Origin of the sequence: Sinorhizobium terangae, assembly GCF_029714365.1 — a bacterium.
Lineage (GTDB): Bacteria > Pseudomonadota > Alphaproteobacteria > Rhizobiales > Rhizobiaceae > Sinorhizobium > Sinorhizobium terangae.
The window spans coordinates 3,351,306-3,375,360 of the sequence record NZ_CP121659.1 but is presented as its reverse complement, the minus strand read 5'-3'; the positions used below and the strand labels follow the sequence as shown (position 1 = coordinate 3,375,360).

General features: G+C 62.2%; 27 protein-coding genes, 1 tRNA gene and 1 riboswitch. Of the genes, 17 read left to right on the top strand and 11 right to left on the bottom strand.

Annotated elements, in window-relative coordinates; genetic code table 11:
* The first annotated feature begins 98 nt into the window (after positions 1-98).
* On the top strand, positions 99-644 hold the full coding sequence (locus QA637_RS16015; RefSeq protein WP_283062297.1) for a SixA phosphatase family protein: 546 nt from the start codon (positions 99-101) through the stop codon (positions 642-644).
* A gap of 109 nt (positions 645-753) precedes the next feature.
* Here the strand turns inward: QA637_RS16015 and QA637_RS16010 are convergent, their stop codons facing one another.
* Entirely contained in the window at positions 754-1,302 is a 549-nt protein-coding gene (locus QA637_RS16010) for a L,D-transpeptidase family protein (RefSeq protein WP_153436764.1), read from the bottom strand.
* Positions 1,303-1,446: 144 nt separating this feature from the next.
* On the opposite strand from QA637_RS16010, the gene QA637_RS16005 reads away from it, so the two are divergent.
* Positions 1,447-2,130, top strand: a complete 684-nt coding sequence (locus QA637_RS16005; protein WP_153436763.1) for a response regulator transcription factor — start codon at positions 1,447-1,449, stop codon at positions 2,128-2,130.
* Between the two features lie 75 nt (positions 2,131-2,205).
* Entirely contained in the window at positions 2,206-2,661 is a 456-nt protein-coding gene (locus QA637_RS16000; RefSeq protein ID WP_153436762.1) for a cyclic nucleotide-binding domain-containing protein, read from the top strand.
* A gap of 178 nt (positions 2,662-2,839) precedes the next feature.
* Here QA637_RS16000 and QA637_RS15995 read toward each other — a convergent pair whose 3' ends face one another.
* Both QA637_RS15995 and QA637_RS15990 read right to left on the bottom strand, forming a co-directional pair.
* Positions 2,840-3,646: an exodeoxyribonuclease III gene (locus QA637_RS15995; RefSeq protein ID WP_153436761.1), complete on the bottom strand. Its 807-nt coding sequence runs from the start codon at positions 3,644-3,646 to the stop codon at positions 2,840-2,842.
* 311 nt (positions 3,647-3,957) lie between these two features.
* Positions 3,958-4,620 (bottom strand): outer membrane lipoprotein carrier protein LolA, encoded by a 663-nt coding sequence (locus QA637_RS15990; RefSeq protein WP_153436760.1) that lies wholly within the window; start codon positions 4,618-4,620, stop codon positions 3,958-3,960.
* 26 nt (positions 4,621-4,646) lie between these two features.
* Here QA637_RS15990 and QA637_RS15985 point away from each other — a divergent pair, with 26 nt between their 5' ends.
* Positions 4,647-4,769 carry a hypothetical protein gene (locus tag QA637_RS15985; protein ID WP_283062293.1) on the top strand — a complete coding sequence of 41 codons (123 nt, stop codon included), beginning with the start codon at positions 4,647-4,649 and terminating at the stop codon, positions 4,767-4,769.
* On the opposite strand, the gene QA637_RS15980 is transcribed toward QA637_RS15985, so the two are convergent.
* The 4 genes from QA637_RS15980 to tesB all read right to left on the bottom strand — a co-directional run bounded on the left by QA637_RS15980 (position 4,756) and on the right by tesB (position 10,671).
* On the bottom strand, positions 4,756-7,410 hold the full coding sequence (locus QA637_RS15980) for an FtsK/SpoIIIE family DNA translocase (protein ID WP_153436759.1): 2,655 nt from the start codon (positions 7,408-7,410) through the stop codon (positions 4,756-4,758). The genes QA637_RS15985 and QA637_RS15980 overlap by 14 nt on opposite strands.
* 344 nt (positions 7,411-7,754) lie before the next feature.
* A complete protein-coding gene (locus QA637_RS15975; RefSeq protein ID WP_153436758.1) occupies positions 7,755-9,182 on the bottom strand; it encodes an ammonium transporter in 1,428 nt (475 codons plus the stop codon).
* Positions 9,183-9,210: 28 nt separating this feature from the next.
* Positions 9,211-9,561, bottom strand: a complete 351-nt coding sequence (locus QA637_RS15970) for a P-II family nitrogen regulator (protein ID WP_167528132.1) — start codon at positions 9,559-9,561, stop codon at positions 9,211-9,213.
* A 225-nt stretch (positions 9,562-9,786) separates the two neighbouring features.
* The gene (tesB, locus tag QA637_RS15965) at positions 9,787-10,671 is read right to left on the bottom strand and encodes an acyl-CoA thioesterase II (protein WP_153436756.1); all 885 of its coding nucleotides are present in this window, start codon (positions 10,669-10,671) and stop codon (positions 9,787-9,789) included.
* A gap of 115 nt (positions 10,672-10,786) precedes the next feature.
* Here tesB and QA637_RS15960 point away from each other — a divergent pair, with 115 nt between their 5' ends.
* The gene (locus QA637_RS15960; RefSeq protein ID WP_234886742.1) at positions 10,787-12,001 is read left to right on the top strand and encodes a ubiquinone biosynthesis hydroxylase; all 1,215 of its coding nucleotides are present in this window, start codon (positions 10,787-10,789) and stop codon (positions 11,999-12,001) included.
* A gap of 205 nt (positions 12,002-12,206) precedes the next feature.
* Here the strand turns inward: QA637_RS15960 and QA637_RS15955 are convergent, their stop codons facing one another.
* Complete coding sequence (locus QA637_RS15955) at positions 12,207-12,413, bottom strand: DUF1737 domain-containing protein (protein ID WP_153436755.1); 207 nt, start codon at positions 12,411-12,413, stop codon at positions 12,207-12,209.
* Positions 12,410-13,309: an HpcH/HpaI aldolase/citrate lyase family protein gene (locus QA637_RS15950; protein ID WP_153436754.1), complete on the bottom strand. Its 900-nt coding sequence runs from the start codon at positions 13,307-13,309 to the stop codon at positions 12,410-12,412. The genes QA637_RS15955 and QA637_RS15950 overlap by 4 nt, the downstream gene beginning before the upstream one ends.
* A gap of 161 nt (positions 13,310-13,470) precedes the next feature.
* Between QA637_RS15950 and QA637_RS15945 the strand changes: the two genes are divergently transcribed.
* The 7 genes from QA637_RS15945 to QA637_RS15915 all read left to right on the top strand — a co-directional run bounded on the left by QA637_RS15945 (position 13,471) and on the right by QA637_RS15915 (position 19,362).
* Positions 13,471-13,716 carry a hypothetical protein gene (locus QA637_RS15945; protein ID WP_153436753.1) on the top strand — a complete coding sequence of 82 codons (246 nt, stop codon included), beginning with the start codon at positions 13,471-13,473 and terminating at the stop codon, positions 13,714-13,716.
* Positions 13,717-13,806: 90 nt separating this feature from the next.
* Entirely contained in the window at positions 13,807-14,412 is a 606-nt protein-coding gene (leuD, locus tag QA637_RS15940) for a 3-isopropylmalate dehydratase small subunit (RefSeq protein ID WP_153436752.1), read from the top strand.
* Positions 14,413-14,424: 12 nt separating this feature from the next.
* On the top strand, positions 14,425-14,805 hold the full coding sequence (locus QA637_RS15935; protein WP_153436751.1) for a RidA family protein: 381 nt from the start codon (positions 14,425-14,427) through the stop codon (positions 14,803-14,805).
* A gap of 45 nt (positions 14,806-14,850) precedes the next feature.
* Positions 14,851-15,690, top strand: coding sequence for an AAA family ATPase (locus tag QA637_RS15930; RefSeq protein WP_283062289.1), 840 nt, complete (start codon positions 14,851-14,853; stop codon positions 15,688-15,690).
* Between the two features lie 188 nt (positions 15,691-15,878).
* A riboswitch (SAM riboswitch) is annotated at positions 15,879-15,956 on the top strand.
* Positions 15,957-16,017: 61 nt separating this feature from the next.
* Positions 16,018-16,944 carry a homoserine O-acetyltransferase MetA gene (gene metA, locus QA637_RS15925; protein WP_153436749.1) on the top strand — a complete coding sequence of 309 codons (927 nt, stop codon included), beginning with the start codon at positions 16,018-16,020 and terminating at the stop codon, positions 16,942-16,944.
* A gap of 6 nt (positions 16,945-16,950) precedes the next feature.
* Entirely contained in the window at positions 16,951-18,135 is a 1,185-nt protein-coding gene (locus QA637_RS15920; RefSeq protein ID WP_153436748.1) for a vWA domain-containing protein, read from the top strand.
* Between the two features lie 210 nt (positions 18,136-18,345).
* Positions 18,346-19,362, top strand: a complete 1,017-nt coding sequence (locus QA637_RS15915) for an aldose epimerase family protein (RefSeq protein ID WP_153436747.1) — start codon at positions 18,346-18,348, stop codon at positions 19,360-19,362.
* A gap of 130 nt (positions 19,363-19,492) precedes the next feature.
* Here QA637_RS15915 and QA637_RS15910 read toward each other — a convergent pair.
* Positions 19,493-19,567 (bottom strand) — tRNA-Gly (locus QA637_RS15910).
* 327 nt (positions 19,568-19,894) lie between these two features.
* Between QA637_RS15910 and QA637_RS15905 the strand changes: the two genes are divergently transcribed.
* From QA637_RS15905 to QA637_RS15890, 4 genes are all read left to right on the top strand, one after another.
* Complete coding sequence (locus QA637_RS15905) at positions 19,895-20,404, top strand: prolyl-tRNA synthetase associated domain-containing protein (RefSeq protein WP_283064985.1); 510 nt, start codon at positions 19,895-19,897, stop codon at positions 20,402-20,404.
* A gap of 58 nt (positions 20,405-20,462) precedes the next feature.
* On the top strand, positions 20,463-21,440 hold the full coding sequence (gene trxA / locus QA637_RS15900; RefSeq protein ID WP_153436746.1) for a thioredoxin: 978 nt from the start codon (positions 20,463-20,465) through the stop codon (positions 21,438-21,440).
* A 125-nt stretch (positions 21,441-21,565) separates the two neighbouring features.
* Positions 21,566-22,246, top strand: a complete 681-nt coding sequence (locus QA637_RS15895) for an LON peptidase substrate-binding domain-containing protein (protein WP_153436745.1) — start codon at positions 21,566-21,568, stop codon at positions 22,244-22,246.
* 9 nt (positions 22,247-22,255) lie between these two features.
* On the top strand, positions 22,256-22,444 hold the full coding sequence (locus QA637_RS15890; protein WP_153436744.1) for a Trm112 family protein: 189 nt from the start codon (positions 22,256-22,258) through the stop codon (positions 22,442-22,444).
* Between the two features lie 56 nt (positions 22,445-22,500).
* Here the strand turns inward: QA637_RS15890 and QA637_RS15885 are convergent, their stop codons facing one another.
* Positions 22,501-22,935, bottom strand: a complete 435-nt coding sequence (locus QA637_RS15885; protein WP_153436743.1) for a metallopeptidase family protein — start codon at positions 22,933-22,935, stop codon at positions 22,501-22,503.
* Between the two features lie 167 nt (positions 22,936-23,102).
* On the opposite strand from QA637_RS15885, the gene QA637_RS15880 reads away from it, so the two are divergent.
* Positions 23,103-24,050, top strand: a complete 948-nt coding sequence (locus QA637_RS15880) for an ImuA family protein (RefSeq protein ID WP_283062287.1) — start codon at positions 23,103-23,105, stop codon at positions 24,048-24,050.
* Positions 24,051-24,055 lie beyond the last annotated feature (5 nt).

Below are 24,055 nucleotides of genomic sequence, written 5' to 3'. Positions count from 1 at the left end.
GCTTTTCCGGCATCTCAGGCCGCCCTTCGGGGCGGCCTTTTTTATTGCGCACGACGGTGCGAGAATGGAACAACCGCCGACAGATGAGGAGCGCCCCCATGCCTGACGACGCCAGCCCCCCGACACGCCGCCTCCTGTTGCTGCGCCACGGCAAATCCGCCTGGCCCGAGGGGGTCGCCGACCATCGCCGTCCGCTCGCCGGCCGCGGCCGGAAAGCGGCGCCGGCAATCGGCGCTTTCATGGCACGGCAGGAGTTGATCCCGGACCTCGCGCTCGTTTCGACCGCCCGGCGCGCGCAGGAGACCTGGGAGCTTGTCGCCAACGAACTGCCACAGAAGGTCGAAACCCGCGACGCCGTCGCCATCTACGAGGTGACAGCCAAGGCCATGATAGATGTGATCCGCGAGGTGGAGCCGTCGGTCGAGAAGTTGATGCTCGTCGGGCACAATCCAGGCATGGTGGAGCTTGCACTTCTGCTCGTCGGCGGTGGTGACGAGGTGGCGTTGGCGCGCCTGCGCGACAAGTTCCCGACGGCCGCTCTCGCCGTCATGGATTTTACCATCGAGCAATGGTCGGAGATTGCGCCCGGGAAGGGCCGGCTCGTTCGGTTCGTGACGCCCCGCATGCTGGACGGCGGAGGGTGAGGAAATCGCCTCTGCATGATTCCTTACATCGGGACGGATTTAAGGAATCATGCAGCAATTCAAGATGCAACACCGAGCGCGTCCGTCTGGTTGCCCGGCGCTGTAGTTCCTACACCACCTTCACGATCGTTCCCTGGCGCATATGCCGGATCAGCCGCTTCATTGCCGGCAGGCTGACGGCGACGCAGCCCTGCGTCGGCTCGTAGCCGGGGCGAATCAGATGGAAGAAGATCGCGGAGCCGGCATTGCGCCGTCTGCAGAAAATGTTCCAATCCATGACGAGGCATACGTCATAGAGGCCGTCGTCGCGCATCATCGTCTCGTGGCTTGCCGCAAGCGGGGGCTTGGCCGGGCGATTGTATGAGGCGTGGCCGGGATCGTCGCACCACAGCATGTCGCGGCGGGTGGCACGCATGGGCAGCCGCGTCGGCGGCAACGAGATGCGGTCACGGCGCGTGTAGCCGCCGATCAGCTTCATCGATGCCCGCGGCGTCGCGCCGTCACCCTCGCGCTTGATTACCGTTATGCCGCTGCGGCCGATCGCCGCCTGTTCCGTTCTGCCGGCGAAGCTGACAAGCGCGCGCCGGCGGTCGCGCGGCGCCATTCTGACGACGATCGTTGATTTTGGCGATCTTACTCCCGACGTTTTCTTGCGCATTATTCTCACAAAATTTTGCCTTGTCCGCGAGTAGGTGACGACCATAGGCATGGTTGCATTTATGACGGTGTTCAACGGCGGCCGGCTTGCCAAGAGCGGCATTTGAGCTAGTTTTGATTCAGGAAGCAAACAGGAATTGTCCCTATGGCGACACGTACCATTCTCCTTGTCGATGACGACAATGACCTGCGCGAAACACTGGTAGAGCAGCTTTCTCTCTATGAAGAGTTCGATCTCCTGCAAGAGGCAACCGCCGGCAAGGGGATCCAGGCGGCCCGTGCACATCAGGTCGACCTTCTGATCATGGATGTCGGCCTACCCGACATGGATGGTCGCGAAGCGGTCAAGATCCTGCGCAAGGGCGGCTTCAAGGCGCCGATCGTCATGCTGACCGGGCACGACACCGATTCGGACACCATCCTCGGGCTCGAAGCGGGCGCCAACGACTACGTCACCAAGCCCTTCCGCTTTGCCGTGCTGCTCGCGCGCATCCGCGCCCAGCTTCGCCAGCACGAGCAGAGCGAGGACGCCACCTTCAGCGTCGGTCCCTACACGTTCAAGCCGAGCCAGAAACTGCTGACAATGGAGAATGGCCAGAAGATCCGCCTGACCGAGAAGGAAGCGGCGATCATCCGCTATCTCTATCGCGCCGATCAGAAAGTGGTCACGCGCGATGTCCTGCTCGAGGAGGTCTGGGGCTACAATTCCGGCGTCACCACGCATACGCTGGAGACGCATGTCTACCGGCTCCGCCAGAAAATCGAGCGCGACCCTTCCAATGCGGAGATTTTGGTGACAGAGAACGGCGGCTACAAGATTGTTCCTTGAGCGGGATCGCGGAAAGGTGTGAAGCGGCCTTCCGTTCCGCATTCCGCCCCCAAAGCGAACAGGGAGAATGCCGCCTTGGCACTCAACGACGACATCGCGCTTTTGTCCAATGTGGCGCTCTTTGCCGATATCAGCGAGGACAAGCTGAGGCTGATCGCCTTCGGCGCCGAACGCCGCCGCGTCTTGAAGGGCCAGGAGCTTTTTCGCGAAGGGGCGCCGGCCGACTGTGCCTTTGCCGTTGCTGCCGGCAGTTTCACGCTTTCGAAGGCGGACGGCGAGGGCCGACAGCAGCATGTGGCCACCGTCGAGCATGGCGCGCTCCTTTCTGAACTGGCATTGATCTCGATGGTCGAGCGCAAATTCACGGCGACCGCCGACGAAGACAGCGAAGTCATCCGCATCAATCGCCCGCTTTTTCGCCGGATGTTGGAAGAGTACCCGGAGGTGACGGCGCTTGTCGAAGCCCGCATCCGCGAGAATCTGCTGGCGATGATCCGGCGCGCCGAGGCGCTTGCGGGGCGGTTTGCCTGACGGGATCATTGAGGTCCTACCACTTAAAAGACCCCTCCCCACAGGTGGGAGGGGCTCCGATGCCGCACCGCTCAATTCATGTCATTACGGTTCAATGAGCGCGAAAATGTTAGAATTTAGCACGCTCTCGGACGCGGGTGCGTAGCCCCTCCCCCTTGTGGGGAGGGATAACCGCGAATCAGAGCTCGAAATGCGCGATCACCGGCACGTGGTCGGAAGGGCGATCCCAGCCGCGGGCCTCGCGGATGATGTCGACGCGGCTCAGTTTCGGCGCGATATCGGCCGAGGACCAGATGTGATCGAGGCGGCGGCCGCGGTCGGCCAGCTCCCAATCCTTCGCGCGATAGCTCCACCAGGTGTAGAGCTTTTCGGGCGGGGGCACGTGCTGGCGCATCAGGTCGACCCAGGCACCCCCGGTCATCACCGATATCAGGCCCTCGGTCTCGATCGGGGTGTGGCTGACGATCTTCAACAGCTGCTTGTGCGACCAGACGTCGTGCTCGAGCGGCGCGATGTTGAGGTCGCCGACCAGGATGGACGAGACGCCGGCCTCGGCTTCGGCGTGCAGGAGCTTCATTTCATCGACAAAGTCGAGCTTGTGGCCGAACTTCGGATTGATCGTCCGGTCCGGCTCGTCGCCACCGGCCGGCACATAGAAATTGTGCAGGCGTATCGTGTTGTCCCCGGCCTTAAAGACGACAGAGAGATGGCGGGCGTCGCCGACGCCGCAATAGTCGCGGCGGTCGGAAAGCTCATGCAGCGGCAGGCGCGAAACGGTCGCCACGCCGTGGTAGCCCTTCTGGCCGTGCATCTCGATGTATTTGTAGCCGAGGCTTTTCAGCGGCGACGACGGAAACTGGTCGTTCGGGCATTTGGTTTCCTGCAGGCACAGGATGTCGGGCTGCCATGTCTTCAGAAAGTGCTCGACCAGCGGCATCCGCAGGCGAATGGAGTTGATGTTCCATGTGGCGATGGAAAGGGTCATTCCGCGTTCCCTACTGCATGATTCCTTAAATCGGGATCGATTTAAGGACAAAATCATGCATCATTTCAAAGTGCTACAGCGACCTTAGCGCGTCCGATCGGACGCGCGGCGCTGTAGAAAGGATGAGTGCGCCGGCAATTGGGCAGGAAGCCCCGGCAGTCCGTTCGCGTTTCTAAGAGGTCAAACGGCAAACGACAAGGCATGAAAACGCCTGCGGCGCGTGTCTATTCAGACGCGCAGCGGTCGCTCGAGCACGTTGAATTCTGTGATTATCCTTGATCGGTTTCGTTCGCCGCAGCCGGCGTCGCGCTTCAGCCGCCTCTTCTGTTGCGCACTTCGTCATAGGGGATGCGGAAGACCTTGTCGTCCAGCTCCATTCCGGTGCGAACGTTGAAGATCATCACCGAGGTATCCTTCTTTTGCGGGTCGGTGATCGTCCACTGCCTGAGATCGTAAGTCTTCGGGTCGAACATCATCGTGATGGTCGAATCGCCGAAGACCGAGCGGTCTCCGAGCACGATGGTGATGAGATCGGACTCCTCCCGGACGGCGCGCACCATCCTGCCGGTCAGGTCGATCCTCTCGCTCAGCAGCAGATTGAGCGGCGTCTTCGAAAGCGGGTAGATGTCCCAAGTCTTCAGCTTCATATTGCCGATGACGACCGACTTGCCGTCGGCGATCACCCGCATCGGCGAGGGGGCTTCGTAATTGAAGCGGATGCGCCCGGGGCGGCGGATGTAGAACTTGCCGCCCGTCTGCTCGCCGCGCGGTCCGAACTGTACGAACTCGCCCGCCATGGTCTTCACCGACGAAAAGTGATCGGCGATCTTCTGGGCGACGCCGGTGGCCTGTGCGGAGGCGTGCCGCGCATCGAGCGTCGTTCCGGCCATGCCCGCAAGAGCCGCCAGGCCGCAAACGAAGACACGCCGCGAGATTGCCTGATTGCTGCCCTGGCCGGTTTTTGTCTTTGTCATCGCAGTCTCCTTCATTTCAGGATCATTTGAAGAGCAAGTGGGGCGCCTTCAAGGCGCTCACCGATGCCGCAAGGGGCGTCGTTTCAAATGACCGTTACCGGCCGCGCGTCATGGCGGCCGGCGATGAGGGCCGGATTACCGGCCGGTGATTTCCGCCTCGGTCGGCACCAGGATCTCGCGCTTGCCGGCATGGTTCGCCGGTCCGATGATGCCTTCCTGCTCCATGCGTTCGATCAGCGAGGCGGCACGATTATAGCCGATACCGAGGCGTCGCTGCACGTAGGAGGTCGAGGCCTTGCCATCGCGCAGCACGATCGCCACCGCCTGATCGTAAGGATCGTCGGAATCGGCGAGGTTGGAGGTGCCGGCCGGACCGCCGCCGTCCTCGTCCTCGCCATCGTCCTCGGTGATCGCATCGAGATATTGCGGCACGCCCTGGGTCTTCAGGTAAGCCACCACTTCCTCCACCTCCGTGTCGGAAACGAAGGGGCCGTGCACGCGCTGGATGCGCCCGCCGCCGGCCATGTAGAGCATGTCGCCCATGCCGAGCAGTTGTTCGGCGCCCTGCTCGCCGAGGATCGTGCGGCTGTCGATCTTCGAGGTGACCTGGAAGGAGATGCGCGTCGGGAAGTTGGCCTTGATCGTGCCGGTGATGACGTCGACCGAGGGACGCTGGGTTGCCATGATGACGTGGATGCCGGCGGCGCGCGCCATCTGGGCGAGCCGCTGGACGGCGCCCTCGATATCCTTGCCCGCGACCATCATCAGGTCGGCCATTTCGTCGATGATCACGACGATATAGGGCAGCGGCGTGAGATCGAATTCCTCCGTCTCGTACATCGCTTCGCCCGTCTGGCGATCGAAACCGGTCTGAACCGTGCGGGTGATCGCTTCGCCCTTGGCGAGCGCCTGCTCGACGCGTGTGTTGAAGCCGTCGATGTTGCGCACACCGATCTTCGACATCTTCTTGTAGCGCTCTTCCATCTCGCGCACGGTCCATTTCAGCGCGACGACGGCCTTCTTCGGGTCGGTCACGACCGGCGAGAGCAGGTGCGGAATGCCGTCATAGACGGAGAGTTCCAGCATCTTCGGGTCGATCATGATCAGGCGGCACTGGTCGGGCCTGAGCCGATAGAGCAGCGACAGGATCATGGTGTTGATCGCCACCGATTTGCCCGAACCGGTGGTACCGGCGACGAGCAGATGCGGCATCTTTGCAAGATCGGCGATGACGGGCTCGCCGCCGATCGTCTTGCCGAGCGCCATGGCGAGCCTGGTCTTGGTCGTCTCGAAGTCGCGCGAGCCGATCAGCTCGCGCAGGTAGACCGTTTCGCGCCGCTGGTTCGGCAACTCGATGCCGATGGCGTTGCGGCCGGGGACGACTGCGACACGGGCGGCGATCGCGCTCATCGAACGGGCGATGTCGTCGGCAAGGCCGATGACGCGGGAGGATTTGATGCCCGGAGCCGGCTCCAGTTCGTAAAGCGTCACTACCGGGCCTGGGCGGACATGGATGATCTCGCCCTTGACGCCGAAGTCCTCCAGCACGCCCTCGAGCATGCGGGCGTTCTGTTCGAGCGCGTCGGACGAGAGCGAGGGATCGCGGGCAATGTTCTTCGGTTCGGCGAGGAATTGCATCGGCGGCAGCGTGAATTCGCCGTCGTCCTCGACGAACGAGCGCTGCGCCTCGCGCTCGATGCGCTGGCCCGATTTGGGGCGCGGCGCCGGCGACGCGACGCGGGATCCGGCCTTGGCAAGCCCCGCCTTCGGCGGAGCCGCTCTCGGCGCCCAATCGGCGGCAATGTCATCGTCGTCGTCATCCGGCAGTATGCCCGCAGGGCGCTGCTCGTCGAGGTCGAAAGGCGGATCGTCATCGTCAGCCATGATCGGCGGCGGTGTCACCACGCGGCGCTCCGCGCGGTCAAGGGAAGGCTCGACACGGCCGGTGAGCGGCTTCGGCCGCACGGGTTCGTTCAGCGTGCCGAATTCGTCGTTGTTGAAGTCATAGGGCTCGTCATACTGGCGTTTGGTGTTCCGCTTGCTGCTCATGCCGAAGGCACGCCGCAGGCGGGCTTCAAGCGTAAAGCGCATATGGGCAAGCGAGCCCATGAGTAGCGTCAAGGGGCCGCCAGCATCCTCGTCGTCGAGTTCCTCGCCGATGGTGCGGGCCTTGCTGGGTGCGACTTCCTCCGCCGGCTCTTCCTCCTGCTCTTCGCTGACGCCGATGAGGCCGGCGCTATAGATCAGGCACCAGGCAGCCGGGACAGCGAAAAGGCAGGCGAGAACGGTCGCGAAGGTGCCGGTCGGGAAGGCGCCGGTGAAAAGGGCGGGGAAGCGCAGGATCATATCGCCGAAGACACCGCCGAGACCGTTCGGTAGCGGCCAGGTGATCGGTGCCGGAACGCAGCTCAGCGCCGCGCCCGCGAGTACGGAGCCGACGAACCAGAAGCCGAGGCGTTTGAAGACCTTGTCGAACGGCTTGCCGCCGATGAGGACAAGCGCCCAGGCGACAGCGGGAAGCAGCGCGACGACGCTCGCCAGCCCGAAGAACTGCATGAAGATGTCGGCGAAGGCGGCGCCGGCATGGCCGAGCACGTTGGTCGGTTCCTCCGAGGTCGCGTAGGAGAAGCTCGGATCGGACACGTTCCATGTCGAAAGCGCGGCGACGGCAAGCGCCAGCGCGCCAAACAGGGCAAAACCTGCCAGCGAGGCGATCTGACGCCAAACGAAAGTCGCCAGCACGAACCGGTTGGAACGGCCGTCAAGCGTTGCGGGATTGCTTCTGCTCATATTGCCTGTTGCCCGTGTCGATCCTTCGGAGCGTCGCGCGTCCATGGGTAGGCCATGGGGACGTTCCAGTAACTTGGTTCCGGAGCATCTCTCCCACGTTCGAAGAGCGTGTGAGCGGGTGCTTCGGGCACATTGCGTGCGATGGAATCAACCTAAGCGGAGCAGGGTTAATACGACATTAACCATGAGCGTGTGCCGCGAATTTAGCGGATTTGCTCATGGAGGGAACAATGGAGTCGCTAAAAAAGGCCCGGATCTTTGGATCCGGGCCAGTGGCGGTCCGCAATAACCGGACGGACCGCGACGGGACTGTCGGCGGCGCCGCTTTCGGGCGCCGCAATCGCTTAGCTTGCGTGGTACGCGGCTTCGCCGTGCGAGGAGAGGTCGAGACCCTCACGCTCGGCTTCGACCGAGACGCGCAGACCGACGATCGCGTCGACTACCTTGTAGAGGATGGCCGAGCCGATGCCGGACCAGACGACGGTGACGAGGACGCCCTTGAGCTGCGCCCAGACCTGCGTTGCCGTGCCAGCATAGCCCGCGGCGAAGTCGGCGGTCGAATAGTCGACGATGCCTGCGCCGCCGAGTGCCGGGTTGACGAGGATGCCGGTTCCGATCGCGCCGAGGATGCCGCCGACGCCGTGGATGCCGAACACGTCGAGGCTGTCGTCATAGTTGAACTTGTTCTTCACGACGTCGACGAAGAAGTAGCAGACCGGCGAGACGGCGAGGCCGAGAACGATCGCGCCCATCGGGCCGGCGAAACCGGCAGCCGGCGTGACAGCGACGAGGCCGGCAACGGCGCCCGAGGCAGCGCCGAGCATCGAGGCCTTGCCGCGGACGAGCGTTTCAACCACGGCCCAGGAGATGATTGCGGCGGCCGTAGCGAGGAAGGTGTTGATCATGGCGAGCGCCGCATAGGCGTTGGCTTCCAGGTTGGAGCCGGCATTGAAGCCGAACCAGCCGACCCACAGCAGCGAGGCGCCGACCATGGTGAGCGTCATCGAATGCGGTGCCATGATCTCCTTTTTGTAGCCCGTGCGCTTGCCAAGCAGGATGGCGCCGACGAGGCCCGCGATACCGGCATTGATGTGGACGACAGTGCCGCCGGCAAAGTCGATTGCGCCGAAGGAGAAGATCAGGCCGGTCGGAGCCGTATAGGCGCTCGGACCGCCCCAGAACCAGACCATGTGGGCGACCGGGAAGTAGACGAAGGTGACCCACAGGACGACGAAGAGCATGACGGCCGAGAACTTGATGCGTTCGGCGAAAGCACCGACGATCAGCGCCGGCGTGATGCAGGCGAAGGTCATCTGGAACACGACGAAGACGTATTCGGGAATGAAGACGCCCTTAGAGAAGCTTTCCGCGAGCGTCGTCGTGTCGACGCCGGCGAGGAACATCTTGGAGAAGCCGCCGACGAAGGAGTTGAGCGAGCCGCCATCGGTGAAGGCCAACGAATAGCCGTAGGTCACCCAGATGATCATGACGACGGCGGTGATCATCAGAACCTGCATCAGCACCGAGAGCATGTTCTTGGCGCGCACGAGACCGCCGTAGAAGAGTGCCAGCCCCGGAACGGTCATGAGCAGCACGAGAATGGTCGACAGCAGCATCCAGGTGGTGTCGCCCTTGTCGGGAACCGGCGTTGCCGCAACGGCCTCGGCGGCGGCAGGGGCCGTCTCCTGGGCGAAGGCGACGACCGGCGCAAGCAGGGCGGCAGCGGTTGCGCCCAGGCGTCCAAGAGAGGTGGAAAGTTTGAACGATGACATCTGAGAAATGCTCCCTGAACGGCGTGGTTTACAACGCTTCTGAATCGGTTTCGCCGGTGCGGATGCGCACGGCATGGTCGATCGCGTAGACAAAGATCTTGCCGTCGCCGATCTGGCCGGTCTTGGCGGCAGAGGCGATCGCGTCGACGGCCTTGTCGACGATCTCCGACGGCACGGCGATCTCGACCTTGAGCTTCGGCAGGAAGCTCACGGCGTATTCGGTGCCGCGGTAAATTTCGGTGTGCCCCTTCTGGCGGCCGTAGCCCTTCACTTCGGTTACGGTCAGCCCCTGGATGCCAACTTGGGTGAGGGCTTCGCGAACCTCATCGAGCTTGAACGGCTTGATAATGGCCATCACAATTTTCATCTGGTTTCCCATCCTATTCCGCCTCCGCCGGAGGCCGTTCTCCTTGCTGCTTAAGCGCGCGAAGCGCCGGGCAACCGGAAACAGACATTCAAGGGGCGTGCCAGATTCGACGGGAGGGATTAAGTCATTGAGAAAACGTGCGAAAATAGAATTCCGGGTAGATTGTTCCACGGAATGCTAAAAAATCATCAGATCTTCAGCGTAAAAAATGAGCAGAAATTGAAAAATGCTCAATTATTATTCAGTTGCCTTTTTGCGGATCAATCCTTCCTGCGCCACGGAGGCAATCAACACCCCTGAGCGGTCGAACAGGCTGCCACGGGTCATGCCGCGGGCGCCATGCGCACTCGGGCTGTCCTGGGTATAGAGCAGCCAATCATCCATCTTCGAGGGGCGGTGGAACCACATGGCATGGTCGAGACTGGCAACCTGCAGGTTTCGGTCGAAGACCGAAGTGCCGTGGGCGTAGAGGGAGGTGTCGAGCAGGGTCATATCAGAGAGATAGGCGAGCACGGCCGCCTGCAGATGGCGCTCGTCGGGCACGGTGCCGACAACCTTCACCCATACATCCTGCGTCGGCTGCAGCTTGTCGCGCGAGAAATAGTGCTCGAGCGCGACCGGGCGAATCTCGATCGGTCGCGGCCGTTCCCAGTACCTGCGGATTGCCTCGGGCGCGTGCACGAGGAACTTTTCCTTGAGTTCCTGCTCGCCGGGCAGGGTCTCTGGCATCGCCACCTGCGGCATCTCGAACTGATGCTCGAAACCGTCCTCGTCGTATTGGAAGGATGCCGACATGGAGAAGATCGCCTTGCCGTGCTGAATCGCCACGACCCGCCGGGTGGCAAAGCTCGAACCGTCGCGGATGCGATCGACCTCGTAGATGATAGGGACCGACGGATCGCCCGGCCGCATGAAATAGGCGTGCAGCGAGTGCACATAGCGGCCCTCGTCGACGGTGCGTTGCGCCGCCACCAGAGCCTGGCCGATCACCTGTCCGCCGAAGACCCGTTGCCAGCCGACCTGAGGGCTCAAGCCGCGAAAGAGGTTCTCCTCCAGTTTTTCGAGGTCGAGTATCGCAAGGAGCGCATCCATGGGCGTGGCGGTTTCGGCAGGGCGCGACATTTCGGCGGTCTCCGGTGTAGGAACAGCGATGGCATTGATCTATATAGCCACAGATCAATGCTCAAGTGGGATGGGGCTCAAGTACGATGGGCCCAAAGTGCGACGGGAGAAGCGGATGATCGATGTGTTGATTGCCGGAGGCGGCTATGTCGGTCTGTCGCTTGCCGTGTCGCTGAAGAAAGCGGCGCCCCATCTCGACATCACGGTCGTCGACGGTGCGCCGGAAGGCGCCTGGAAGAAGGACGAGCGGGCGTCCGCCGTCGCCTCGGCCGCTGAGCGGATGCTGGATGTTCTCGGCGTCTGGGATGCGATTGCGCCCGAGGCCGAACCGATCCTCAGGATGGTGATCACCGATTCGAAGGCGGCCGATCCCGTTCGTCCGGTCTTTCTCACCTTCGAGGGCGACGGCGGCGATGGCCGTCCCTTCGCCCATATGGTTCCGAACACGGCACTGGTCGGCGCGCTGCGCGCCGCCTGCAAGGACCTTGGCGTTTCCATCCGGCAATCGACGATGGTCGAGAGCTTCAAGAGCCGCGAGCACGCAGTGGCGATCACGCTTGCCGGTGGCGAAACGCTCGAGGCACGCCTTCTGGTCGCCTGCGACGGCGTTCGCTCCAGGCTGCGCGATGCGGCCGGCATCAAGGTGGTCGAGTTCGACTACGGCCAGTCGGGGATCGTCACGACGGTCGAGCACGAGCGCCCGCACGAGGGCACGGCCGAGGAGCATTTCCTGCCCGCCGGCCCCTTTGCCACGCTGCCGCTGAAGAACAACCGTTCCTCCCTCGTCTGGACCGAGAGCACCTTCGATGCCGAACGCCTCGTCAAGGCAGACGATTTCCTCTTCGACGAAGAGCTCGAACGCCGCTTTGGCCACAAGCTCGGCCACCTCAAGGTCGTCGGCGGCCGCAGGGCGTTTCCGCTTGGCCTGACGCTTGCCCGGGAGTTCATAGCACCCCGCTTCGCGCTGGCGGGCGATGCCGCTCACGGCATCCACCCAATCTCGGGCCAGGGGCTCAATCTCGGTTTCAAGGACGTGGCGGCGCTCGCCGAAACGATCGTCGAGGCGGACCGCCTCGGCCTTGACATCGGGTCGCTCGCGGTCCTCGAGCGCTATCAGATCTGGCGGCGTTTCGATACCTTCCGGATGGGGGTGACGACGGACGTCCTGAATCGGCTGTTTTCCAACGACATCACACCGATCAGGATCGCCCGCGACGTCGGCCTCGGCATCGTCGATCGCATTCCGTCGCTCAAGAATTTCTTCATCCGCCAGGCGGCCGGTGTGGCCGGCGAGCGCGACCCGCGCCTGCTTGCGGGCCAGCAGATCTGAACGATCTTGGACTACAAGAAGTTCTTTCGCGTGTAAGCCCTCATCCGGCCTGCCGGCCACCTTCTCCCCGCAGGCGGGGCGAATGAGACGCGCGGCACCTGTCTGCAGCGATCACGGGAGGAGAGCAAACGGCAAGCTCCCGTCCCCCCCCTCGCCCCCCTCGCGGGGAGAGGGTGAGGGGCAACTACTCAGTGCCAATGATTGCTCACTGCTCCGATAGCTTCATGTCCGGGTGATAGTCCTTGCCTGCCACCTCCTTCACTACCGCCTGGCCGCACTGCATGTGCTGGGTGTCGGCATTGAAGGCGTAGGTCGGCGGACCATGCAGCATCCATCCCTGGTTCAACGCCGCCGTGACCTTGTGGCAGAAGGAGGCGTCGTCAGGGCCGGTGAGGAAGCGGTAGAGTTTCAAGGTTTTGCCTTTCGTCTTTCGATCATGTCCGCCTTGGCGGCGAGTTTCAGGGCCTGGTCGAGATGCAGCCGCTCGACCATGCGGCCGTGGAGATTGATCACGCCCTTGTCGGCGTTTTCCGGAAGGTCGAAGGCGGCGATGATCGCGCGTGCCTCCTCGACTGCCGCCTGATCGACGCCGAAATGCTCGTTCGCCGGACCGATCTGGGCCGGGTGAATGAGCATCTTGCCGTCATAGCCCATGTCGCGCCCCTGGCGGCATTCGGCCTCAAAACCGTCCGCGTCGCGGAAATCGTTGTAGACCGCATCGATGACATCAAGCCCGCTGCCGCGCGCTGCGAGCAGGATCTGCATCAGCCAGGGCACCAGATAGGCGCGGCCGGGATTCGCGGGAACGCCTGTGTCCTTCCCGAGATCGTTGAGCCCGACGACGAAGCAGTCGAGCCTGCCGCCGAAGGTGCGGCCGGTCTCGGCGATTGCCGCAACATTGAGCAGGCCGCGCGGCGTTTCGATCATCGCCCAGAGCCTGAGGCTTTCAGGCGCATCATTTTCGCCAAGCCAGTCGACGGCCGCCTGGATGTCCGACGGGCTCTCGACCTTCGGCAGAAGGATGGCGTCGGGACCGGCGGCAACTGCGGCGGTGAGATCCATCTGGCCGAAGCCTGATCCCAGCGCATTGATGCGAATGACCACCTCACAATCGGGCCTGTGCTTCGAAAGATGCCGGACAAGCGCTTCGCCCTTGTGTTCGGGAGCGACGGCATCCTCCAGGTCGAAGATCACGGCGTCGGCGGCAAGCTGCCGCACCTTTGCCAGGGCGCGAGCATTGTCGGCCGGAACGCAAAGCACGGAGCGACGCAGGCGAGCGGGATGATGATGGGCGATAACAGTTGTCATGGAACCGTTGTGCCCGCCTTTCGATTGTTACGCAAGACGAGCGACTGCAGCGCCGCGCGTGCAATTGGGCGCGCCAAGGTCGCTGCGACACTTTGAAGTGGGCAACCTCTTGCAAGAGGCGCATTGAGCTCCCACATCGCATGTCAGAAAGGTTGAAGATCATGCAAAGCATTCGCTCTGTTCTCCTGACGACCGCAGCCATTGCCATTACCTTGGCAGCTCTCGTCTTCACCGCATCGCTTGCCGTGGCTCTGGCCGGCATCGCCGCCGTCGTTGCGATCGGCAGCGCCATCGCCGCAAGGCTCAATGGCAAGCCCGCGCCTGCGCACGCCCGGGTGAATCCGACCGGAGAACGGCGCGAAATGCGGATCTGGAATGACGGACGCGGCACGATCATCGATCTGTGACGTCTCGCAAACGCAGATTTTCCTTCATTTCGGCGCGAAACTGCTCTAAACGCTCTTCCAACGTTTCCGCTGAAATCGAAGGCCAAAGTCATGGAAAAGTTCGTCAAGCTCACCGGCGTCGCTGCGCCCCTGCCCGTCGTCAACATCGACACGGACATGATCATTCCGAAGGACTACCTGAAGACGATCAAGCGCACCGGCCTTGGCAAGGGACTTTTCGCCGAAGCCCGCTATAACGAGGACGGCACGCCGAATCCGGATTTCGTGCTCAACAAGCCGGCCTACCAGAACGCCAAGATCCTCGTTGCCGGCGACAATTTCGGCTGCGGCTCCTCGCGCGAGCATGCGCCATGGGCGCTCCTGGATTTCGGCATCCGCTGCGTTATTTCGACCTCGTTCGCCGACATCTTCTACAACAACTGTTTCAAGAACGGCATACTGCCGATCGTCGTCAGCCAGGCCGACCTCGACAAACTGATGGACGATGCCAACCGCGGCTCGAACGCCGTGCTTTCGGTCGATCTGGAAGCACAGGAAATCACCGGCCCCGACGGCGGTTCGGTCAAGTTCGAGGTCGATGCTTTCAAACGCCATTGCCTTCTGAACGGCCTCGACGACATCGGCCTGACGCTGGAGAAGGCGAGCGCCATCGATAGCTTCGAGCAGAAAAACGCCGCATCGCGCCCCTGGGCGTAAGCGCGGGCGCCCATGACGCGCAAGCTCATCTCATCCGGTTCCCCTTTCGAAAAGACGGCAGGCTATTCGCGTGCCGTCGTCAAGGGGGACTGGTGCTTCGTCTCCGGTACGACCGGTTATGACTATGCGACCATGACGATGCCGGAGACGGTGGAGGAACAGGCGCGCAACTGCCTGAAGACGATCGAGGGCGCCTTGAAGGAGGCCGGATTCTCGCTTTCGGATGTCGTGCGCAACCATTACTACGTCACGGACGCGAGCTTTGCCGACCGGGTCTTTCCGATCTTCGGCGAGATGTTCGGCGACATCCGCCCGGCGGCGACGATGATCGTCTGCGATCTCATCCGCCCGGAAATGCTGATCGAGATCGAGGTTACGGCGCTTCGCGGGTGAAGCCTGTGCTCTCCAACTGAGCGTAGAGAGACCGAAGAGAAGCCCATGCAGTTCGAAGGCACGGCCGACTATATCGCCGACAAGGACCTGATGATCGCCGTCAACGCGGCAATCCGGCTGGAGCGTCCGCTTCTCGTCAAGGGCGAGCCCGGCACCGGCAAGACCGAGCTTGCACGCCAAATCGCGGCCGCCCTCGGTCTCGATCTCATCGAGTGGAACGTCAAGTCGACGACCAAGGCGCAGCAGGGGCTTTACGAATACGACGCCGTCTCGCGGCTGCGCGACAGCCAGCTTGGCGATCTCCGCGTCAATGACGTGAAGAACTACATTCGCAAGGGCAAGCTCTGGCAGGCTTTCGAGGCGCCGCGGAAAACCGTGCTGCTGATCGACGAGATCGACAAGGCGGACATCGAGTTCCCGAACGACCTCCTGCAGGAGTTCGACCGGATGGAGTTCCACGTCTACGAGACCGGCGAAACGATCCACGCGCGGCACCGGCCGATCGTCATCATCACCTCCAACAACGAGAAGGAACTGCCGGACGCCTTTTTGCGCCGCTGCTTCTTCCATTACATCCGCTTCCCCGATGCCGAGACGCTGGCGCGCATCGTCGAGGTGCACTACCCAGGCATCCGCAAGACGCTGCTGTCGGCGGCACTCACCGCCTTCTACGGCATCCGCGAAGTGCCGGGGCTGAAGAAGAAACCCTCGACCTCCGAGGCGCTCGACTGGATTCGGCTGCTGGTCGCCGACGAGATCGATCCGGCGGATCTGCGCGCCGACCCAAAAACAATGCTGCCGAAGCTGCACGGGGCGCTGTTGAAGAACGAGCAGGATGTACATCTCTTCGAGCGCCTGGCCTTCATGGCGCGCCGCGACGGATGATCCATATGGTACCTACCTTTGCCCCTCACCCTAACCCTCTCCCTGCAAGCGGGGCGAGGGACTTAAGAGGGTGCCGCGAGTCTCCTTCGCCCCGCTTGCGGGGAGAAGGTGGCCGGTAGGCCGGATGAGGGGCGGCCGCGACGGAGCCGAATCGTTTTTCATTGACCGCCAGCCACTTACCGCGCTATCAAACAAACCGTGGTGATTTGGCCGGCCGGCTTGCAGCCACGTTAAAGAAATCGCTAAAGGGCCGAGGAAAAGTGGATTTCCAAGGACCGGTCGCGATCATCTCGCCGCCGGTTTTTTTGTATTGATCGAGTGGACCCCATGCCCATCAAGATTCCCGATACGCTGCCCGCCTTCGAAACCCTTGTGCATGAGGGCGTGCGGGTGATGACCGAGACCGTGGCGATCCGTCAGGACATCCGCCCGCTTCAGATCGGGCTCCTGAACCTCATGCCGAACAAGATCAAGACCGAGATCCAGATGGCGCGGTTGATCGGCGCGACGCCGCTGCAGGTCGAGCTGACGCTGGTCCGCGTCAACGGCCACCGGCCGAAGAACACGCCCGAGGATCACCTGCTCGCCTTCTACGAGACCTGGGAGGAGGTGAAGGGCCGCAAGTTCGACGGCTTCATCATCACTGGCGCGCCGGTCGAGACGCTCGAATACGAGGACGTCACCTACTGGAAGGAACTGCAGCGCATCTTCGACTGGACGGCGACGAACGTACATTCGACGATGAACGTCTGCTGGGGCGCGATGGCGGCGATCTACCATTTCCACGGCATTCCGAAACACCCGCTCAAGGAAAAGGCCTTCGGCGTCTACCGCCACCAGAACCTGAAACCCTCCTCGGTCTATCTGAACGGATTTTCCGACGATTTCGCCGTGCCGGTTTCACGCTGGACCGAGGTGCGCCGCGCCGACATCGACCGCGTGCCGGAGCTCGAAATCCTGATGGAATCGAAGGAGATGGGCGTCTGCCTGGTGCACGAGAAGAAAGGCAACCGGCTCTATATGTTCAACCACGTGGAGTATGATTCGACCTCCTTGTCGGACGAATATTTCCGCGACGTGGATGCCGGCGTGCCGATCAAGCTGCCGCACGATTATTTCCCGCACAATGATGCGGACCTGCCGCCGCAGAACCGCTGGCGCAGCCACGCGCATCTCTTTTTCGGCAACTGGATCAACGAGATGTACCAGACGACGCCCTACGAGCTCGAAAAGATCGGCACGGGAGACCATTGAGCCTCGATGTTCATCCCCTTCTTCCTCGAATTGAAGGCCGCGAAAGTCCCGGTGACGCTCCGGGAGTTCCTGTCTTTGATCGAGGGAATGGAGACGGGAATCGCGACCTTCGACGTCGAGGCCTTCTATTTCCTCGCCCGCGCAGCGCTGGTGAAGGACGAGCGCCACATTGACCGGTTCGACAGGGTGTTCCGGCATTGTTTTGCCGGTCTGGAAGCGGTTTCCCCATCGGAGGCCTTTGGTGAGGCAATCATTCCCGAGGAGTGGTTGAAGAAACTTGCCGAGAAATACCTGACAGAGGAGGAGAAGAAGCTCGTCGAGGCGCTCGGCGGCTTCGACAAGCTGATGGAAACGCTGCGCCAGCGGCTTGCGGAGCAGACCGGCCGCCATCAGGGCGGCTCGAAATGGATCGGCACCGACGGCACCTCACCTTTCGGCGCCTATGGCTACAATCCGGAAGCGGTGAGGATCGGCCAGGAGGGCTCGCGTCATCGGCGCGCGGTCAAGGTCTGGGACCGGCGTGAATTCAGGGACTATGACGACACGGTCGAACTCGGCACGCGCAACATCAAGGTGGCGCTGAAACGGCTGAGGCGCTGGGTGCGTGAGGGCGCTGCCGAGGAACTCGATCTTTCCGGCACGATCCGCTCCACCGCCGAGCATGGCTATCTCGACGTCGTGACACGGCCGGAGCGGCGCAACGCGGTCAAGCTCCTGATGTTCTTCGACGTTGGCGGATCGATGGACGACCATATCCGCGTCGTGGAAGAACTCTTCTCGGCTGCGCGCGGCGAATTCCGGCACATGGACTATTTCTACTTCCACAATTGCGTCTATGAGGGCCTGTGGAAGGACAATCGCCGCCGGCGCGTCGATGTGACCCGCACGGCGGAGCTCTTGCGCACCTTCGGCGGCGACTATCGCGCCATCTTCGTCGGCGATGCCTCGATGAGCCCTTACGAGATCAGCCATCCGGGCGGATCGGTCGAACACTGGAACGACGAAGCCGGCGCACTCTGGCTCACGCGCATCACGGCGCATTTCCCGCGCTCGATCTGGCTCAACCCGGTTCCCGAGGAGCATTGGCGCCACACCCAGTCGATCGGCATGATCCGCGCCCTCTTCGGCGGCCGGATGTTTCCGCTGACGCTCGCCGGCCTGCAGGCCGCGACGAAGGAACTGTCGCGGTGAACGACGCGTACGGCGCTTGCCCCTTCGCTCCGCCTGCGGGCAGAGGGGGCGTGGGCGGAGCGGCATGTCCTTCTCCCCGCAAGTGGGGAGAAGGTCGCGGCAGCGGATGAGGGGCAGCCGGACGCAGGCAGAGGAAAAGTATGACTTTCCGGTTGCCGCGTCGCCGGAAATACCGCAGGTTGACGCCGACTCGCAGAAGATGGAGACAAGATGAGCGCGGACATGGAAATCTTCGGTCACCTGCCCTCCGGTGAACCGGTTCATCGCGTGACGCTCAGAGGCGGCGGCTTGACCGCGAAGGTGATCACCTGGGGGGCGGTCATCCAGGACCTGCGGCTCGAAGGGCACCAGCCGCCGCTGGTGCTCGGTTTCGAGGATTTCGACAGCTATCCTGCGCATTCGTCCTATTTCGGCGCGACCCCCGGCCGCAACGCCAACCGCATCGGCGGCGGACGTTTCACGCTCGACGGCAAGGCCTATCAGCTGGAGCGCAACGAAAAGGGTGTGACCCATCTTCACGGTGGCAGCGATAACATCGCCAACCGCAACTGGACGATTATCGACCTTGCAGAGGATCGCGTAACGCTCAGGATCACCGATCCCGACGGACGGGCCGGCTATCCCGGCAATTGCACGACCACCTGCAGCTATACGCTGAAACCCGGTGGCGTGTTGAACGTCGCTTACGCAACGGAAACCGATGCCCCGACGCTCGCCAATGTCTGCCAGCACAGCTACTTCAATCTCGACGGCAGCGACGACGTGTTCGGCCATGACATCATGATCGCCGCCGATCACTATCTGCCGACCGACGAGCGGCAGGTCCCGACCGGCGAAATCCGCGCCGTTGCCGGCACGGCCTTCGATCTCAGGGAAATGACCTCGCTGCGACGGCAGACGGAAGGCGAAAAGATCACCTACGACCACAATTTCTGTCTCTCGCCGGAGCGGATGGAAAAACACTCGGTGGCGCTGGTGCGCAGCATCAATTCCGGGATTTCGCTGGAAGTGCTGACGACCGAGCCCGGCATCCAGCTCTATACCGGCTTCAAGCTCGACGTGCCGGTGCCGGGCCTGGAGGGCCGCCGCTACGGCCCCTTCGCCGGCTTCTGCCTCGAAACGCAAATCTGGCCCGACGCCATCAATCACGAAGGTTTTCCGAACGCGGTGCTCAGGCCGGGTAAAACGCTGCGTCAGGAGACGGACTACGTATTTATGAAGAGCTGAGGGGCTGCTGCGGCTGCAGTAATTCAAAGTGCTAGGGTCTTTGCGCGTCCGATTGGACGCACCCCACGTTAAAGCAGCGTGGCTCAACGATAGAGGCCAAGGCGACAATGAAATGAAGTGGTTGGAAAATTGGAGCGGGTGAGGCGATTCGAACGCCCGACCCCAACCTTGGCAAGGTTGTGCTCTACCCCTGAGCTACACCCGCTCATCATCCGCGGCCCGGGGGTAGTCGGTGGACCGTGGTGCCGCCCCGTCTTGCGGCGACGGGCGCTATATGGCCTAAGCCTTTTTCAAATGCAACAGGGAAATGACGCAAATGCGAAGAATTTTTTCGGGGCAATCCAGAAAGCCTGGAAATGCTGGTGTTTTCCACTGACGCATGTTGGTCAAGAGTGCGCACCGCATGGGAAGCGTGAACGGCTTCCGCCCACATGCCGCACCAGCCCCTGAGAATCGCCGCGCCTGAGATTGCGGAGCGCGCCTGTTCTCCGTAAAGCAGGGCGAAAATCGCCACGACAGGAAGGATTTGATGATGAGCGAGGCTGAGCCGAAGACCGCGGAGGACCTGTTCCGTTTTCTCGACGACCTTGGGATCGAACACACGACGAAGCGCCATGCGCCGGTCTTCACGGTGGCCGAATCGGTGGCGCTGCGCGACGAAATTCCCGGCGGACATACAAAGAACCTGTTCGTGAAGGATAAGAAGGGCAACTATTTCCTGCTGACCGTCGAGGAGCACGCTACGGTGGACCTGAAGACCGTCCATCAGGTCATCGGCGCGGCGAGCAAGGTTTCCTTCGGCAAGCCGGAAAAGCTGATGGAATATCTGGGCGTCATCCCCGGCGCGGTGACCGCATTCGGCGCGATCAACGACACGGGCGGCAACGTGAAGTTCATTCTCGACGAGGCGTTGATGGAATTTGACACGATCAACGGCCACCCGCTCTCGAACGACCAGACGACCTCGATCGCGTCGAAAGACATGCTGCGTTTCATGGAAGCGACAGGGCATGAGCCGCTTGTCTTGAAAGTGACGAGCTGACATACGATCTTTGGCGCGGATGCATGAAGTCGGACGGCAAGTCCGCGAGGAGAGAAGAATGAGCGGTAGCGACAATCCCTATGCAGGTTCTTTCGGCAACCAGATGACGGCTTCGGCTTCGTTCGGTGGCCAGCCGGCGCCGAAGGCCGCAGCCGCAGGCGATCTGATCAAGGAGACGACCACCGCCACCTTCTCCCGCGACGTGCTGGAAGCCTCGCGCCAGCAGCCGGTCCTCGTCGATTTCTGGGCGCCCTGGTGCGGACCCTGCAAGCAATTGACCCCGGTGATCGAAAAGGTCGTGACGGAAGCTGCCGGCCGGGTGAAGCTCGTCAAGATGAATATCGACGACCATCCCTCGATCGCGGGCCAGCTCGGCATCCAGTCGATCCCCGCCGTCATCGCCTTCGTCGGCGGACGCCCGGTCGACGGCTTCATGGGTGCGGTTCCCGAAAGCCAGATCAAGCAGTTCATCGACCGTATCGCGGGACCCGCCGTGAGCGATGGCAAGGCCGAGATCGAAGCCGCACTGACCGATGCCAAGGCATTGCTCGATGCCGGTGAGGCGGAAAACGCCGCCGGCCTCTATGGTGCCGTCCTCCAGGCGGAGCCGGAAAATGCGACCGCCATTGCCGGCATGGTCGAATGCATGATTGCGCTCGGCCAGCTTGCCGAGGCGCGCCAGGCGCTTTCGGAATTGCCGGAGGAGCTTGCGAAGGACGCCGCCATCGGCGCCGTCTCGAAGAAACTCGACCAGATCGAAGAAGCACGCAAACTCGGCGATCCGACGGCGCTCGAGCATCAGCTGGCGCTCAATCCGGATGACCACGCGGCGCGGCTGAAGCTTGCCAAGATCCGCAATGTCGAAGGCGACCGGAATGCGGCGGCCGACCACCTGCTTTTGATCATGAAGCGCGACCGCAGCTTCGAGGACGATGGCGCCCGGCGCGAGCTCCTGGGCTTCTTTGAAGTCTGGGGACCGAAGGATCCGGCGACGGTCGCGGCGCGGCGCAAGCTTTCGTCGATTCTTTTTTCTTAAGCGGCAAGACTGCAGCAGGATCCGCGTCTTTTTCCCTTGAGATTTTCAAGGGACGCACCATTTCTTGATCGGGGGTCGTGCCTGCGATGAGGCGCGGCAATCCGGTATCTGCAAGGTCTACCAGAATGCATGTCGGAAATGCGCGCTACCTCGGTCCTCAGGACTTGCCGGAGATCCTTCCGGTATTTCCGCTGACGGGCGCGCTCCTGCTTCCAGGCGCGCAACTTCCGCTCAATATCTTCGAACCGCGCTATCTTGCGATGTTCGATGACGCGCTTGCCGGAAACCGGCTGATCGGCATCGTCCAGCCCTCCTTCTCCGAGGGGCGCAACGATATCGACTCGGGGCCCGTGCCGGCGCTTTGCCAGGTCGGCTGCATCGGCCGCATCACCTCCTTTGCGGAGACCGGTGACGGGCGCTACATCACCTCGGTCACCGGTGTGTGCCGCTACCGCCTCTTCGCCGAGGTGGCTGGCTGCCGCGGCTATCGCCGCTTCCGCATCGGCCCCTTCGCAACCGATCTCGAAAATCCCGACGATGAGGGCCTGGTCGACCGCGAGGCGCTGCTCGCCGCTTTCCGCGCCTATCTCGACGCCAACAAGCTGGAGGCGGACTGGGAGAGCGTCGAGCGGGCGAGCAACCGCACGCTCGTCAATTCCATGGCGATGATGTCGCCCTACGGCCCGGCGGAAAAGCAGGCGCTGCTGGAAGCGCCTGACCTGAAGACCCGCGCCGAAACGCTGATTGCGATCACCGAGATCGTGCTTGCCCGCAATTTCGGCGACCTCGACAACATCCTCCAGTAGGGCAAAGCCATGGATGTCAATGCCATCAAGGTCGATCCGAAACTCCTCGAACTGCTCGTCTGCCCGCTGACGAAGGGGCGGTTGAGCTATGACGCGGAAGCGCAGGAACTGATATCCGAAAAGGCCCGTCTCGCTTATCCGATCCGCGACGGCGTTCCGATCATGCTCGTGTCGGAAGCGCGCAAGATCGAAGACTGAGGCTTGCGTTGAAAGTCAGGTGAGGGACGGAAAACTGTTACACGCTTTTTCCTGGACTACCCGCCCACGTGTTCGACGCTGGCCTCGATCCGCTCCATGTCGTCGTCGGAAAGGCCGAAATGGTGGCCGATCTCATGGATCAGCACATGGGTGATGATGTCACCCAGCGTTTCCTCGTTTTCCGCCCAGTAGTCGAGGATCGGGCGGCGATAGAGCGTGATGCGGTTCGGAAATTGGCCAGTCTCCATGGTGAAGCGTTCGCCGATCCCGCGGCCTTCGAACAGGCCAAGCAGGTCGAAAGGCGTTTCAAGCGCCATGTCTTCGAAGACGTCGTCGCTTGGAAAATCGGCGACTTCGATCATGAGATCGGTCGTCAGCTTGCGGAATTCCTCCGGCAGATGGCTATAGGCTTCGAGCGCAAGCAGTTCGAATGTGCTGAGCGTCGGTGCGTGGCGTTCCCGCCAATCATCGGTCTGGTCAATGCGGGCCATGGGCACTCCTTGTTGCCCTTCATATAACGATTTCTCCTTTGTTTTTCGAGTGTTGAATTCTGCCAGGGCAGGATGAGGAATAAATTCTCAAACATCGTTGTTGACTCTTGCGGCGGGCTCTGGAATCCATAGGAACATAAAGTGAACATCTGGTGGAGCCGACCGTCATGGCCGAGAAAGCCGTGCAGCGGGAAACCGTTCTTTCCCTCCGCGAAACCATTGCGCAGATTGAAAATCGCCGGCTGCCCGGGGTCCTGCGTGCAGCCAAGGCGGCCGATCCTGCCGGTTTCCGGCGCCAAAGAGAGGAGGCATCCCGCAACAAGATCCTGCCCCTTGGCGTCCCGCCGCTTGATGACGTGCTCGAAGGCGGGCTGCCGCTTGCGGGCATGACGGAAATCCGCAATGCCGAAACGCGCGATGCGGGTGCAGCCGCCGGTTTCGTGACGGCGCTTGCGGTGCTCTGTCAGCGGCGAAAGAAGGAGAAAGGTCATCTGGCACCGGTCCTGTGGATCAGTCAGGCGCTTGCCTCTCGTGAGGCCGGATTTCCATATGCGCCGGGCCTCAAATCCTATGGGCTCGACATCGAGCGCTTCCTGTTCGTTTCGATACGTACGGTCAAGGATGCGCTCTGGGTTGCCGAAACGGCTCTTTCGGTACCGGTCTTTGCGGCCGTCGTTCTGGAAATCCGCGGCAATCCCGCCTGTCTCGCCTTGAGCGAGAGCAGGCGCCTGCATGTAAGGGCCCGGGCGGGCGGAGTGCCTCTTTTCCTCTTCCGGCAGGCGGGCGAGGAGGAGGCCAGCAGCGCCTTTTACCGGCTACAGATCAAGCCGGCATCGGCCGGCGAGCGACCTCTTCCCGATGGCGCGATGCTTTGCGGCAGCATCGGTCATCCAGCCTTTCACGTCCTTGTCAAAAAAAGCAGGGCTTACGCCTCTGCCGATATCTTTCTGGAATGGAATGCCCATGACCGCCGCTTCTACCCCATCGAGCAGTCCGTCGCTTCTCAGGCAGACGGGCAATCAGAGAATTCTGTCGATCCATTTTCCGCATCTGTCGGCCGATCGAGTGGCGCGGATTCGATGGGGCGCCTCCTGGCTTACGCAAGGGCGTCCTGATCATC